The 14,089-nt window shown below is 71.7% G+C and carries 9 protein-coding genes and 3 tRNA genes; 7 read left to right on the forward strand and 5 right to left on the reverse strand.

From position 1 onward, the window contains the following. Together ACYVE7_RS16610 and ACYVE7_RS16615 are read left to right on the forward strand one after the other, a co-directional pair. Nucleotides 1-417, forward strand: a 417-nt coding sequence (locus ACYVE7_RS16610) for a cellulose binding domain-containing protein (protein WP_460365610.1), incomplete at its 5' end; no start/stop codon positions are given. A 47-nt stretch (nt 418-464) separates the two neighbouring features. Next, nucleotides 465-1,232 (forward strand): fumarylacetoacetate hydrolase family protein, encoded by a 768-nt coding sequence (locus tag ACYVE7_RS16615; RefSeq protein WP_460365611.1) that lies wholly within the window; start codon nt 465-467, stop codon nt 1,230-1,232. Between the two features lie 48 nt (nt 1,233-1,280). Here ACYVE7_RS16615 and ACYVE7_RS16620 read toward each other — a convergent pair whose 3' ends face one another. Beyond that, complete coding sequence (locus ACYVE7_RS16620) at nt 1,281-3,248, reverse strand: ABC transporter ATP-binding protein (RefSeq protein ID WP_460365612.1); 1,968 nt, start codon at nt 3,246-3,248, stop codon at nt 1,281-1,283. Further along, a complete protein-coding gene (locus tag ACYVE7_RS16625; protein ID WP_460365613.1) occupies nt 3,248-4,978 on the reverse strand; it encodes an ABC transporter ATP-binding protein in 1,731 nt (576 codons plus the stop codon). The genes ACYVE7_RS16620 and ACYVE7_RS16625 overlap by 1 nt, the downstream gene beginning before the upstream one ends. Before the next feature lie 120 nt (nt 4,979-5,098). Here ACYVE7_RS16625 and ACYVE7_RS16630 point away from each other — a divergent pair, with 120 nt between their 5' ends. The 4 genes from ACYVE7_RS16630 to ACYVE7_RS16645 all read left to right on the forward strand — a co-directional run bounded on the left by ACYVE7_RS16630 (nt 5,099) and on the right by ACYVE7_RS16645 (nt 6,114). Then, nucleotides 5,099-5,740 (forward strand): DUF2461 domain-containing protein, encoded by a 642-nt coding sequence (locus ACYVE7_RS16630; protein WP_460365614.1) that lies wholly within the window; start codon nt 5,099-5,101, stop codon nt 5,738-5,740. 69 nt (nt 5,741-5,809) lie between these two features. Continuing rightward, nucleotides 5,810-5,881, forward strand: a tRNA-Gln gene (locus ACYVE7_RS16635). A 52-nt stretch (nt 5,882-5,933) separates the two neighbouring features. Then, nucleotides 5,934-6,006 (forward strand) — tRNA-Glu (locus ACYVE7_RS16640). A 32-nt stretch (nt 6,007-6,038) separates the two neighbouring features. Further along, nucleotides 6,039-6,114: transfer RNA gene (locus ACYVE7_RS16645), tRNA-Glu, on the forward strand. 50 nt (nt 6,115-6,164) lie between these two features. Here the strand turns inward: ACYVE7_RS16645 and ACYVE7_RS16650 are convergent. Then, nucleotides 6,165-7,517, reverse strand: coding sequence for an MFS transporter (locus ACYVE7_RS16650; RefSeq protein WP_460365615.1), 1,353 nt, complete (start codon nt 7,515-7,517; stop codon nt 6,165-6,167). A gap of 74 nt (nt 7,518-7,591) precedes the next feature. On the opposite strand from ACYVE7_RS16650, the gene ACYVE7_RS16655 reads away from it, so the two are divergent. Then, nucleotides 7,592-8,503 (forward strand): LysR family transcriptional regulator, encoded by a 912-nt coding sequence (locus ACYVE7_RS16655; RefSeq protein WP_460365616.1) that lies wholly within the window; start codon nt 7,592-7,594, stop codon nt 8,501-8,503. Nucleotides 8,504-8,522: 19 nt separating this feature from the next. Here the strand turns inward: ACYVE7_RS16655 and ACYVE7_RS16660 are convergent, their stop codons facing one another. Both ACYVE7_RS16660 and ACYVE7_RS16665 read right to left on the reverse strand, forming a co-directional pair. Continuing rightward, on the reverse strand, nt 8,523-8,894 hold the full coding sequence (locus tag ACYVE7_RS16660; protein ID WP_460365617.1) for an ATP-binding protein: 372 nt from the start codon (nt 8,892-8,894) through the stop codon (nt 8,523-8,525). A gap of 71 nt (nt 8,895-8,965) precedes the next feature. Continuing rightward, nucleotides 8,966-14,089, reverse strand: a 5,124-nt coding sequence (locus ACYVE7_RS16665; protein ID WP_460365618.1) for a translocation/assembly module TamB domain-containing protein, incomplete at its 5' end; no start/stop codon positions are given.

Consider the following 14,089-nt stretch of genomic DNA (forward strand, 5'->3'; position numbering starts at 1 on the left):
GCGGCGCCGGGGAGCACGGCGCCTTCGGCGGCTCCGGCGTCGACCGAGGCGCCGGACGGGGCCGTGGCGCCGAGCCCGATCGGTCCTGGCGGGCAGGGCAGGACCCCCGAGGGCCTGGCCGTCGGCTATGAGACGTCCGAGGTGTCGCCGGGGTACTTCGAGGGGACGTTCACGGTCACCAACCCGACCGGGCGGCCCGTCGAGGCGTGGACCCTCTCCTTCCGCGTCCGCGGCGCCGTGATCGCCAACGTCTGGGGCGGGACTCTCACCCGCACCGGCTCCGACGTCGTGATCGTCAGCGACGGGGCGACCGCGCCGATCGCCCCCGGCGGCTCGGTGACGGTCCGGTTCGGCGGCTCCGGCACCCCCGTCATGCCCGAGGGCTGCACCTTCAACGGCGGGGCGTGCGGCTTCTGAGCGCCCTGCGCCCGGCGCGCCGCCGGGCCGTGCCATAAACTGGGCGGGTGCGTATCGCGAGGTTTTCCGCAGGTGAGGAAGTGTCCTTCGGTGTCGTCGAGGGGGAGGAGATCGCGGCCGTCGCCGGGCATCCGTTCCTCGGCGAGATCCGGTTCACCGGGGTCAGGTACCCGCTCGTCGACGTCCGGGTGCTGGCGCCGATCCTGCCCAGCAAGGTGATCGCGATCGGCCGGAACTACGCGGAGCACGCCCGCGAGATGGGGTCGGAGCCGCCCGCCGAGCCGCTGTTCTTCAGCAAGCCGTCCACCTCGATCATCGGCAGCGGCGAGGCGATCCAGTACCCCGAGAAGCTGTCCCAGCAGGTCGACTACGAAGGCGAACTGGCCGTGGTGATCGGGCGGCTCTGCCGCGAGGTCCCCGTCGAACGCGCCCCGGAAGTGATCTTCGGCTACACGTGCGCGAACGATGTGACGGCGCGCGACCTGCAGCGCAAGGACGGCCAGTGGACCAGAGCCAAGGGCTTCGACACGTTCTGCCCGCTCGGCCCCTGGATCACCACCGACCTCGACGCGTCCGACGTGGCGATCACGACCCTGGTCAACGGCGAGGTCCGCCAGCAGGGCCGCACCGCCGACCTGATCCACGACATCCCCGCGCTGATCGCCCATGTCAGCCAGGTGATGACCCTGCTGCCGGGCGACGTGATCCTGACGGGCACCCCGGCGGGCGTCGGCCCCCTGGCGATCGGCGACACCGTCACCGTCGAGATCGAGGGCATCGGCGCCCTCACCAACCGCGTCATCGCCCGGGACTGAACATCCGGGAAGAAGGCCGGATCCCGACAGCCGGGATCCGGCCTTCGCTCATTCGGCCAGCGCCTGGGCGAACTGCGCGGCGTACAGCCGGGCGTACGCGCCGTCCCGTGCGAGCAGTTCCGTGTGGGTGCCCTGCTCGACGATCTCGCCGTGCTCCATCACCAGGATGAGGTCGGCGTCGCGGATCGTGGAGAGCCGGTGTGCGATGACGAAGCTGGTGCGGCCCTCGCGCAGCGAGTTCATCGCCCGCTGGATCAGCACCTCGGTGCGGGTGTCGACGGAGCTGGTGGCCTCGTCGAGGATCAGGATCGCGGGCCGCGACAGGAACGCCCGCGCGATCGTGATGAGCTGCTTCTCGCCGGAGGAGACGGTGCCGGCCTCGTCGTCGAGGACGGTGTCGTAGCCGTCGGGCAGGGTCCGGACGAAGTGGTCCACATGGGTCGCCTTCGCCGCCGCGACGATCTCCTCGCGGGTGGCGTCCTCGGCGCCGTAGGCGATGTTCTCGGCGATGCTGCCGCCGAACAGCCACGCGTCCTGCAGCACCATGCCGGTCTTGGCGCGCAGGTCCTCGCGGCTCATCGCCGCGATGTCGACGCCGTCCAGGGTGATCCGGCCCTTGTCGAGCTCGTAGAAGCGCATCAGCAGGTTGACCAGGGTGGTCTTGCCCGCGCCCGTCGGCCCGACGATCGCGACGGTCTGCCCGGGACGCACCGCCAGCGACAGATCGTCGATCAGCGGGACGTCGGGGGAGTAGCCGAACCCGACATGCTCGAACTCCACGCGCCCCTCGACGTCGGCGAGGGTGGCCGCGCCGGCCGGGTCGGGCTCCTGCTCCTCGGCGTCCAGCAGCGCGAACACCCGCTCGGCGGACGCGACCCCGGACTGCAGCAGGTTCGCCATGCTCGCCACCTGGGTGATCGGCTGGGAGAACTGCCGCGAGTACTGGATGAACGCCTGCACCTCGCCGAGCGACAGCGCGCCCGACGCGACCCGCAGCCCGCCGACCACGGCGACCAGCACGTAGTTGAGGTTGCCGAGGAACATCATCGACGGCTGGATCAGCCCGGAGATGAACTGGGCGCGGAACGACGACTGGTAGAGGCCCTCGTTGTGGTCGTCGAAGGTCTCGGCGGCCTCCTGCTGACGGCCGAACACCTTGACCAGCGAGTGGCCGGTGTACATCTCCTCGACGTGCGCGTTCAGCTTCCCGGTGGTGCCCCACTGCTGGATGAACTGCGGTTTGGCGCGCTTGCCGATCTGCGCCGACACGTAGATCGAGATCGGCACGGTGATGACCGCGATCAGCGCCAGCAGCGGCGAGATCCAGATCATCATGGCGAGGATGCCGACCAGCATCAGCAGCGAGGTGAAGAGCTGCGACAGGGTCTGCTGCATCGTCTGGGCGATGTTGTCGATGTCGTTGGTGACACGGCTGAGGATCTCGCCGCGCGGCTGCTGGTCGAAGTAGCGCAGCGGCAGCCGCGACAGTTTGGTCTGGCACTGTTCGCGCAGCCGGAACATGGCCCGCTGCACGACGACGGCCGTCACCCGGCCCTGCAGGGTGCTGAACACCGCCGACACCACATAGATCGCCAGCACCCAGAGCAGGACGTTCCGGATGGCCCCGAAGTCGATGCCGTGGCCCGGGTCGAGGTTCATCGAGGCGAACATGTCGGCCTGCGTGGTGTCGCCGCTCGCCCGTACTCCCGCGACGTACTGCTCCTGGGTGAGCCCGTCGGGGATCCGCGCGCTGATGATCCCCTCGAAGATCAGGTCGGTGGCCTGGCCGAGGATCCGCGGGCCGAGCACCGACAGCCCGACGCTGATCGTCGCCAGCACGAGGGTCGCGTAGACCAGGAACCGTTCCGGCCGGAACAGGGTGAGCAGCCGTCTGCTCGACCCCTTGAAGTCCATCGACTTCTCGCCGGACGGCCCCGCCATCCAGCGGGCCGGCCCCTGCAGGTTCTGCTGCGGCTGCGGGCCGCGCTTGGGCGAAGGCTTCTCGAGCTCGGCCATCAGGCGGCCTCCGCCTCGGTGAGCTGGGACAGGACGATCTCGCGGTAGGTCTGGTTGCCGGCCATCAGTTCCTCATGGGTGCCCACGCCCGCGACCCTGCCCTGGTCGAGGACCACGATCCGGTCGGCGTCGCGGATCGTGCTGACCCGCTGGGCGACGATCACGACGGTCGCGTCGGCCGTCTCGCGGGCCAGCGCCGTGCGCAGCGCCGCGTCGGTGGCGTAGTCGAGTGCGGAGAAGGAGTCGTCGAACAGGTAGATCTGGGGGCGGCGGACGAGCGCGCGGGCGATCGCGAGCCGCTGCCGCTGGCCGCCGGAGACATTGGTGCCGCCCTGCGCGATGGGCGCGTCGAGCCCGGCTTCCAGGTCGCGGACGAAACCGGCCTGCGCGATATCGAGGGCCTGCCAGAGCTCCTCGTCGGTGGCGTCGGGCCGCCCGTAGCGCAGGTTGGAGGCGACGGTCCCGCTGAACAGGTACGGCTTCTGCGGGACGAGCCCCACGATCGTCGCCATGACGGCCGGATCGAGCTCCCGGACGTCCACCCCGTTGACCAGCACCTGGCCGCCGGTCGCGTCCATCAGCCGGGGGATCAGATTGAGCATCGTGGTCTTGCCCGAACCGGTGGAGCCGATCACCGCGGTGGTCTCGCCCGGCCGTCCGATCAGCGACACGTCGCTGATGACGGGCTCCTCGGCGCCCGGGTAGCGGAACTCGACGCCGACCAGGTCGAGGGTGCCCTGCGACGTCCGCGGGGCGACGGGGTGCGCGGGCGGCACCACGCTGGTCTCGGTGTCGAGCACCTCCTGGACGCGGTCGGCGCAGACCTCGGCGCGCGGCAGCATCATGAACATGAAGGTCGCCATCATCACCGCCATCAGGTTCTGCATCAGATAGCTGATCAGCGCGGTGAGCTGCCCGACCTCCAGGTCGCCCGAGGAGATCTGGTGGCCGCCGACCCACACCACGGCGATGGTCGCGATGTTGAACACCAGCATGACGACCGGGAACATCAGCGCCATCAGCCGGGTGACGGCCAGGCCCACGTCGTAGACGTCGGTGTTGGCCTTCGCGAACCGCTCGGTCTCGGCGGTGTCGCGGACGAACGCCCGGATCACCCGGACGCCCGTGATCTGCTCGCGCAGCACCTGGTTGACCCGGTCGATCCTGACCTGCATGGTCCGGAACAGCGGCCGCATCCTGGAGATGATCAACGCGATGAAGATCCCCAGGATCGGCAGGACGGCGACCAGGATCCCCGTCATCGGGACGTCCAGCCGCAGCGCCATCACGATGCTGCCGACCATCATGATCGGCGCGGCGACCATCATGGTGAAGGTCATCAGGACCAGCATCTGGACCTGCTGCACGTCGTTGGTGGTCCGGGTGATCAGCGAGGGGGTGCCGAACCTGCCGACCTCGCGGGCGGAGAACGACTGCACCCGGTGGAAGATCGACGCCCGGATGTCGCGGCCGAGCGCCATGGCCGTCCGGGAGCCGTAGTAGACGGCGCCGCCCTGGCTGACGATCTGGACGAGCGCGACCAGCAGCATGACGCCGCCGAGCCAGAGGATCCGGCCGATGTCGCCTTGGACGACGCCGTCGTCGATGATGTCGGCGTTCAGGGTGGGCAGGAACAGGGCGGCGAGGGTCTGGACGAGCTGGAAGAGCACGACCAGCCAGATGTCCCGCCGGTAGGGGCCCAGATGGGCTCTGAGAAGCCGGATGAGCACAGAGATCTCCCCCGAGTGATCGGCGTCACTAGGCACGGAACGGTGTTAACGGTTGTTCACCAGGGTTAGGGAGCCTACCGGGGACGACCGTTTTAGGCTGGGTCGTTTTAGGCTGGACCCATGGTGTTCAAGGGTTTCCCCGACGAGACGTTCGAGTTCTTCGAGGGCCTGGCGGCCGACAACTCCAAGAGCTACTGGACGGCCCACAAGCACGTGTACGACTCCTGCGTCCACGAGCCGCTCAAGGCCCTGTTCGAGGAGCTGGCCCCGGAGTTCGGCGAGGCCAAGCTGTTCCGGCCCTACCGGGACGTCCGGTTCGCCAAGGACAAGTCGCCCTACAAGACCCATCTGGGCGGCCTCGTCGACGGCTACTACTTCGGCCTGGACGCAGACGGCGTCACCGTGGCGGGCGGCTTCTCCGCCCAGGCCCCCGACCAGCTCGCCCGCTACCGCGCCGCCGTCACCGCGCCCGCCTCGGGTATCGCCCTGGAGAAGGCCGTCGCCGAGCTGGCCGCCCAGGGCCTGACGATCGACCACTACGACGCCGTCAAGACCCGTCCGCGCGGGGTCCCGGCCGACCATCCGCGGCTCGATCTGATGCGCTACAAGATGCTGTACTGCGGCACGCACTTCCCGCCGGAGGACTGGGTGACCACCCCGGCGGCCGCCGACCGCGTCCGGGAGATCTGGCGGCTGCTGACCCCGCTGGTGAGCTGGTCCAGAACCCATGTGGGGCCCTCGGAGAGCAATCGGTTTGGGTAGCACTCCAGAAGTCCTGTAAGGTTATCCACGTCGCCAGGGAGCACCGGAAACGGAGCCCCGGAAGCGCGATGGGGTATGGTGTAATTGGCAACACGACTGATTCTGGTTCAGTTATTCTAGGTTCGAGTCCTGGTACCCCAGCTTCACCCGCAAGGATCCCCCGGTAGCCGATCGGGCATCTGCAGGTGGTCCTGCCTCCGTCGTCTAGTGGCCCAGGACGCCGCCCTCTCAAGGCGGTAGCGGCGGTTCGAATCCGCTCGGAGGTACTCGCACCACAAGCTTCAACAATCGCATACTTGCCTCCGTCGTCTAGTGGCCCAGGACGCCGCCCTCTCAAGGCGGTAGCGGCGGTTCGAATCCGCTCGGAGGTACCACCTGTGAAGAGCCCCGGAACCCCGGGGCTCTTTCTGGTTTTCCGGAAGTATCAGACGAGAGCCCGAGCCGGTCGGCGGAGGTCGGCGGCGAGCAGGATCAGGGCCGTCACCAGGACGGTCGCCGCGGACGTCAGCAGCGCGTAGCCGGTGCCGTCGACAGGGCCCCACGCGGCGACGATCGCGCCCCGCACCGCCACCCCGAGCGCGCCGCCCACCTGGCGGATCCCGTTGAACAGGCCGCCCGCGGTGCCCGCGGTGCCGGGCGGCGCCGCCGAGACGAGCTGGGCCGTCAACGGGATCATGTTGAGCGGGACACTGAACCCCAGCACCGTGAACGCCGCGACCAGCATCGGGAACGGCGCCTCGGCCAGGATCCCGGCCCCGACCAGGACGTTGCCGCCGAACGCGACCGTCAGCCCGATCCGGATCGTGGGCCGCGGCCCGATCCGCGCGATCAGCCGGCCGACCAGCGGACCGAACAGCGGCGCGATCGTCAGCGGCAGGAACGCCAGGCCCGCCTCGACCGTCCCGAAGCGGCGGGCGTCGAGGAAGTGCAGGCCGAGCACGAACAGCCCGCCCGCCATCTGGAACTGGACGGCCGCCCCGGCGAGCACGGCCGTCCGGACGTCGTGGACGGACAGCAGCAGCGGTGGCAGCGCGGGCGCCGGGCTGCGCCGCTCGGCCGCGAACAGGACCGCGAACGCCAGGGCCGTCAGCAGGCCGGGCAGCAGCGCCCTGCCCTCAGGCGCCTGGATGACGGTGTCGGTGAGCAGGGCGAGCGCGGCGATCGCGACGAGCTGGCTGCGCCAGTCCAGCCGCACCTGCCGGGTCCTGTCGGTGACACCGAGCTCGCGGGAGAGCAGCAGCCCGGCGACCGCGAACGGCAGATTGACCAGGAACACGCTCCGCCAGCCGCCCGCCGCCACCAGCACCCCGCCGAGCAGCGGACCCGCCGCGAAGCCGAGCCCCGTCAGCGCCGCCCAGACGCCGAGGGCGCGCGCCCGCAGCTTCGCGTCGGGGTACATCGCACCCATCAGGGCCAGGGTGCTCACCGGGACGGCCGCGGCGGTCGCCCCCTGGAGCCCGCGCAGCACGACCAGCGCTCCGATCGTGGGGGCCAGCGCGCACAGCAGCGACGCGACCGCGAACGCCGCCAGCCCGAACCGGAACACACGGGTCGCGCCGTACCGGTCGGTGATCGCCCCGCTCGACAGCAGTAGCGCCCCGAACGCCACGAGGTAGGCGTTGACGGTCCACTGCTGCGCGGCGACCCCGCCGCCCAGATCGGCGGAGAGGTCGGGGAGCGCGACATTGAGGATGGTGGAGTCCAGCAGGACCATGAAGAAACCGAGGGAGAGCCCCACGAGGCGCGGGGTGAACAGGGGGACGCGTGGTGCGGACATGGTGTCCAGCCTGTGCCGGAAGGCCGTCGCGGCTCGACCGGAACAACCGCAGGGGGCGTTCGGTTTCTCCGAACGTGGAGTACCGACAGCTGCGCACGTTCCTCGCCGTGGTCCGCGAACGGACCGTCACCGACGCCGCCAACGCCCTCGACCTCGCCCCCTCCTCGGTGTCCCAGCAGATCCGGGTGCTGGAGGCGTCGGTCGGGGTGCCGCTGTTCGTGCGCGCCCCGACCGGGATGACCCTCACCGACGCGGGCCGCCGGCTGCTCGTCCACGCGCCGCGGCTGCTGGAGGACCGCGACCGGGTCCGCCGCGAGGTAGCCGGGGTCCGGACGGCGCTCCGGTTCGGCGCGCTGGAGACCCTGCTCGCCACCCGGCTGCCGCCGCTGCTGACCAGGATGGCCGCCGACCATCCCGAGCTGCGGATCGAGACGGTCCGGAAGGCGGACCGCACCGAGCTCCTCGACGATCTGATCGGCGGCCGGCTCGACGCCGGGCTCGTCCTCGACGCGCCCGGCGCGCTCGGCTCCCTCGGCTTCGACACCCCGGCGGGACCGCCCGCCCTGTCGTTCACCGATCTCGAACCGGTGCCGCTGGTGCTCGCCGCCCCTCCGGCGCACCCGCTGGCGGGCCGGGTGGACGTCGCGGTCGAGGAGGCGCGGGAGCACGATCTGATCCTCGGTTCGCCGCTCTGCTCGTTCCATCTGGCCGCCGACCGGTTCCTCGGGCGGGGCGGCCGCCGCACCGAGGTGCCGAGCATCTTCGTCGCGATGTCCTGGGCGGTGCAGGGGCTCGGCCTGGTGCTGCTGCCCCGGTTCATCCTCGGCGACGCCCTGGCCGCGGGCACCCTCGTCCCCGTCGGGCTCGCCGCCGCACCGCCCGAGGTGTTCCTGCGGCTGGTGTGGCGGACCGACCGCGAGCAGGAGCCCGATCTGCGGACCCTGCTCTACGGCGCCAGCCGCACCATCGCCCCGCTCCCGACCTGACCGGTTCAGCCCGACCGGTTCAGCCTGAGCGGGGCAGGGTCGCCTTGATCTGCTTGCCGCCCGGATAGGTCTGGACGGTCACCTGGGCGAGCGCCGCGGCGACGGTCAGGCCGAACCCGCCGTCCTCGTCGCCCGCGCGCGGCTGCGGCAGGTCGGGAGAACCGTCCCTGACGTAGATCTCCAGGACCCGTTCGTCGGCGGCGAGGGTCAGCCGGATCGGGGCCTTGCCGTGCCGGACGGCGTTGGTGACGAGCTCGGACACGAGCAGTTCGACTTCGTCGCGCCGCTCGGACAGCGCCCACTGGTCGAGGGCGGCGGCGACGCTGCGGCGCGCGAAACGGACGGGGGTCTCCTGCTGGTCGAGGTTCCAGGTGTGAAAGCGGGGAAGCATTCCGGCTCCTTCCGAGAGTCACCTGTAAGACCGATCGGCGGCCCCGGCATGACGCGGAAATGGTGCCGAAATCACCGTCTGCTGATGGTGCGGGCCGCGCCCGCCGCGATCGTCGTCGCCAGGACCCAGCCCGCCGCGACCAGAAGGTAGGAGAACCACTGGTTGAAGCCGCCCGGGTTGAAGGCGCGCTCCTGGCCCAGATCGACGATCGGCAGCAGCAGATCGAACGTGTAGAACAGGGCGTTGAAGTGCGGGGCCTCGTCCGGTTTGAGCGGGGCGGGCGGGGAGATCGCGAACAGCGCGCAGCCGATCCCCAGCAGCAGCGCCAGCCACCAGGCCGCCCAGCCCGGCTTGTAGCCGTAGCCGACGGTCCGGTCCTGGAGCCGGCCCCACATCCGGCCGACGCGCGGCAGGCCGTCGCGCTGCCTGCGCTCCTTGTCCAGCAGGATGACCTGCGCGAACCGCTGCTGCCCGAGCCGCGTGTACAGCGCCGCGAGCTGCTCGTACGGCTGCGGCTGGAACGGGCCGGTCCCGCGCCGCAGCCACGCCAGCCGCACCTCGGGCGGCAGCTCAGGGTCGAGATTGTCGTAGACGAGGCCGTTCAGCGACAGGTCGGCGGGCCAGGTGTCCCTGGTGTCCTGCAGGATGCCGATCCTGGCGTGGTCGAGCTCGACGCGGCCGTCCACGGACTTCGGGGTGAGTTTCAGCCGGGACGCCTGGAGGTCGCGGGCCTGGAACGCGTCGCCGTCCGGCCGGTCCAGGACCGTCTCGGCCAGATCGAAAAGCTGGCCGATCTTGGTTCCGGCGGCGCGGAGGGTGCCGTGGAAGGCCGCGCCCTTCAGCCGGACGTCGCCGGGGATGTCGGCCAGCGACAGCCGCAGCGCCACCCCGTCGGGATTGCTGAACGTGGTGCGCCGGGCCAGGAACTCGTCGACCACCCGGACGGCGCGGAGCCTGACCTCCCCGGTGATCACGGCGTCGTCGAGGTTGATCCGGCTGGCGGCCATCCCGCTGGCCAGCAGCGCCGGATGGTCGAGGGCCGCCGTCAGCACGGCGTGCTCCATCTCGAGCTGCTGCAGGACGGCCGCGCCGCGCGCCGACACCCGGCCCACGAACACGGCCCTGGCGAAGTTGACGCGGTCGGCGCTCAACCCGTCCAGGGCGAGGGCCTTGCCGTCGTCGCGGCAGGTCACCCGGGCGTCGCAGCCGACCACCGCGCCCGTCACCCGCGCCCCGACCAGCGAGAGCCGGCCGTCGCAGGTGACGTCGTCGAGCCAGACCGTCGCGGCGGTCAGGCCGTCGCCGACGAACGCCCGCCGCTCGCCGTGGAAGTCCGCGCCGACACAGCTCAGCTCGCCGCCGATCTGCGCGGAACCGAGCCTGGTCTGGGCGGCGACGGCCGTCCCGTCGAGCGCGATGTCGCCGAGCACCTGCGCGCCGCGCAGATCGAGGACCGCCCCGAACCGGGAACGGGACAGATCGATCAGGCCCGTCGCCACCTGGGAGCCGGTCAGCCCGCCGCCGACCGTGCAGTCGGTGAGGGTGACGCCGCGGTCCACGCGGGCGCCGTGCAGATGGACCAGCCCGTCGAAGACCGCGGCGCGGCCGTGCACGCCCTGCGCCGTCAGCGACTCGGCCGACAGCCCGCCGAGCTCGGCGCCGTGCAGTTCGAGCCGGCCGCGGAGCTGGGCGCGGTGCAGCCGCACCCGGCGCGCCGACCTCGTCTGGACGAGCAGGATGTTCCCCGCCACCAGGCCGTCGCCGACCAGGGACTCGCCGTTGACCTCGCCGTCCAGGTGTGCGCCCGACACGTCGAGGACCCCGTTGATCGCGGCGTCGGTGACCGCGAGCAGCCCGTCCAGGACGGTGCCCGCCAGGAGCACGGAACCGGCGACGGTCACCCCGCGCAGCGACAGCGGTCCGGTGACCCTGGTCCTGGTCAGGTCGACCTCACCCGCGGTCAGGGCGTCGCCCGCGAACTCGCCGAGCACCGCGTCCGCGAGATGCATGTCGCCCGCGACGACCGCGCCGTGCAGATTGATCCGGCCCGCGCGCAGCCGTTTCGCCCGGACGCTCTGCGCGGTCAGCGACTCCGCCGAAAGATCGTGGAGCTGGGCGTCCTTCGCCTCGAGCCGGCCGCCGATCTGGGCGCGGTGCAGCCGGATCGTCCGCTCGATCGACGTCCGGTTCAACCACAGGTTGCCCGCGGTCAGGGCGTCGGCCCAGACCGTCGCGCCTTCGACGTCGCCGGTCAGATCCGCGCCGCCCAGCTCGACCGTGCCGGTGATCTGGCCTTCCAGCAGGGAGAGCGCACCGGTGAACGCCGCGCCCGCGCAGTCGAGGAACGCGGCGCTGAGCCGGTTGGCGGTCAGCGCGAACCCCGTCGCCACCGTCAGCCGCGCGCCGGTCAGGACGACACCGCCGGAGACCGTCGCGTGCCGCAGCGAGGTGCGTCCTGCGACCGCGGCGCCGCCGAGGTCGACGGTTCCGGCCGAGATCTGGTCGGCGAGGACCGCGTCACGGCCGGGGCCCGCGGTGATCGTCGCGTCGCCCAGATCGAGGCCGCCCGTGACGACGACGCCGCGCAGCGAGAGGGTGCCGATCAGGTGTGAACCGCGCAGATCGACCTCGTTCGCGGTGAGCGCGTCGGCGAGCAGGCCGCCCGAACCGATCCGCAGCCGGGGCGCGTGCACACCGCCGGTGACGGTCGCGCCCGGCAGGGACAGCCGGCCGGTGAACTCGGCGTCGTCCAGCCGGATCTCGCCGGTGGCCAGCGTGTCGAAGACCCCGCCGCCGAGTTTCGCCTGCTCCGCGTGGACCGAACCGGAGATCACCGCGCCGCGCAGCGCGATCACCCCGTCGGCCTCGGCCCGCGTCAGGTGGACCTCGGTGGCGGTCAGGGCGTCGCCCAGCAGCGACAGCCCGTCGACGCTGCCGGTCAGCCGGGTGTCGACCAGCCGGAGGTTGCCGGAGAACGCGGCGCCCAGCAGGGACAGCCGGCCCGTGATCCGGCTGCCGCTGAACCGGGCGTAGCTCGCGGTCAGATTGTCGGCGTGCACCGCGAGACCGTCCGCGCGGGCCGTGAACTCGGAGAACCGGGCGAACACGGGGCCCGCGACGGTCGCGCCCCGCAACGTCACCCGGCCTTCGGCCTTGGCCCGCGAGAACGCGAGCGCGCCCGTGGACAGGGCCTCGGCCATCACCGCGACGTCGTCGGGGCCCGCGGTGAGCCGGGCGTCGTCGAGATCGACCACACCGGTGACGGTCGCGCCGCGCAGCGACAGGCAGCCCGAGATCTCGGCCTGGCCGAGCCGGAGCTCGGTGGCGGTGAGGGCGTCGGCCAGCATCGCGTGGCTCGCGCCGTTCGCGGACAAGGCCGCCGCCTCCAGATGGACGGTGCCGGTGACGGCCGCGCCGCGCAGCGACAGCAGCCCGCCCACCCGGACGCGCCGCATCCGCAGATCGGTGGTCGCCAGGGCGTCGGCGGTCAGCGCGGTGCCGCCTGAAGGCGACGTGAACTCGGCCTCCTCGAACGCGACCACGCTCGTGATCCGGGCGCCGTCGAAGCAGGTCTCGCCGGTCAGGACGGCGCGGTGGAAATGGAGGAAACCAGCCGTCATGCCGTCGGCGGCCAGCGCGACGCCGTCGGGGGAGGAGATCGTCGCGTCGTTGAGGTAGAGGCCGCCGCTGATCGCCGCGCCCCGCAGCAGCACATGGCCGGTGACCGTCGCCTCGGGCAGGTGGAGGCCGCCGGTGGTCAGGGCGTCGGCCTGGAGGCAGGCCGAGTCGCCGCCGGAGCGGAGCACGGCGTGGTCGGCGCGGAGCCGGCCGGGGATCGCCGCGCCGTACAGGCCCACCATGCCCGTGACGTGCGCGTGGCGCAGATCCAGATCGCCCGCGGTGAGCTTGTCGCCGCGCAGCGCGGGGGCGTCGACGGGGCCCGTCAGGGTCGCGTGGGCGAGATCGAGGGTGCCGGTGACGGTGGCGTCCCGCAGCGACAGGGTGCCGGTGATCCGCGCCGACGTCAGATCGAAGACGCTGGTGGTGACCGCGTCGGCGAGCACCGCGACGTCGTCGGGGTTGCTGAACGAGGCGTTGTCGAGATGGATTCCCGCGGTCGCGGCGACACAGCGGAGCTGGACGGCACCGGTGATCTCGGCGTCGTGCATGGACAGGGACGCGGTCTGGAGATCGTTGAAGCGGATCGCGCGGCCCAGCGAGTCCGGAGTGATCACAGCGGCGTCCAGGCGGACCGTCCCGGCGATCCGCGCGCCGCGCAGCGAGGTGCGGCCCGACAGCCGCGCGCCCGCCAGATTGACGCCGCCCGCCGTCAGCCCCGAGCCGGAGAAGGCGCGGCCGTCCTCCGCCGCGGTGATCCGCGCGCCGTGCAGGTTCACATAGCTGCTCAGGGTGGCCAGTGTCAGCCGGACCGAGCCCTCGGTGACGGTCAGCCGGTCGGCGTCGAGGGCGGCGAGCGCCGCGTTCTGGAAGTTGACCAGGCCGCGGACCGAAGCCTCCTCCAGGCTGACGTTCGAGCCGAGCTGCGCGCCGATGAAGCGGACCTCGCCGTTGGCCGAGAACCCCCGGTTCAGCCAGACCGAACCGGCGATCTTGGTGCCGCCCGCGCCGAGCGCGACCCGTCCCGGACAGCTCACCGTGCTGCCGCGCAGCGACAGCGACCCCTCGACATGCGTGTTGTTCAGGAGCAGCGCGCCCCAGCGGTCACGCGCCTCGAACGACGCGTCCGACAGGTTCAGGACTCCGCCGAACCGCGCGTGCGTGAGCTGGACCTGGCCGACCGCCGTGAAACCGTTGTTGAGGGCGGCCATGCCCGACACGGTCAGGCCCTCGGCCGTCAGGGCCTTGGCGTCGGGATCGGAGCCGACCCGGACCCCGCCGAGCCTTGCCTCGCCGTTGATCTGCGCGTGGTCGAGGACGAGCCGGCCGGTGATCGTGCTGCCGGTCAGTTCGAGGACCCCGTCCAGCCGGATCCGGCCGAGACTCAGATCGGGCAGCACACTGTCGGAGATCCGCAGGGTGCGGGTGGTGGCCTCCATGAGCTGGGGCGCCTGGTCGAACCGGCAGTGCTGGAGCACCAGCGGATGCTCGACCGTCGCGCCGCGCAGCGACAGCCGGCCGGTGATCAGCGCGCCCGCCAGCCGGACGCCCGCGACGGCGCCCGGCACCGCGTCGGC

The sequence above is a fragment of the Actinocorallia lasiicapitis genome (assembly GCF_054778695.1).

What these genes read in the sequence shown, in the direction of transcription:
- ACYVE7_RS16650 (WP_460365615.1), bottom strand. Translation starts at nt 7,517, where the DNA reads ATGTCCGCACCACGCGTCCCCCTGTTCACCCCGCGCCTCGTGGGGCTC.
- ACYVE7_RS16620 (WP_460365612.1), bottom strand. Translation starts at nt 3,248, where the DNA reads ATGGCCGAGCTCGAGAAGCCTTCGCCCAAGCGCGGCCCGCAGCCGCAG.
- ACYVE7_RS16630 (WP_460365614.1), top strand. Translation starts at nt 5,099, where the DNA reads ATGGTGTTCAAGGGTTTCCCCGACGAGACGTTCGAGTTCTTCGAGGGC.
- ACYVE7_RS16660 (WP_460365617.1), bottom strand. Translation starts at nt 8,894, where the DNA reads ATGCTTCCCCGCTTTCACACCTGGAACCTCGACCAGCAGGAGACCCCC.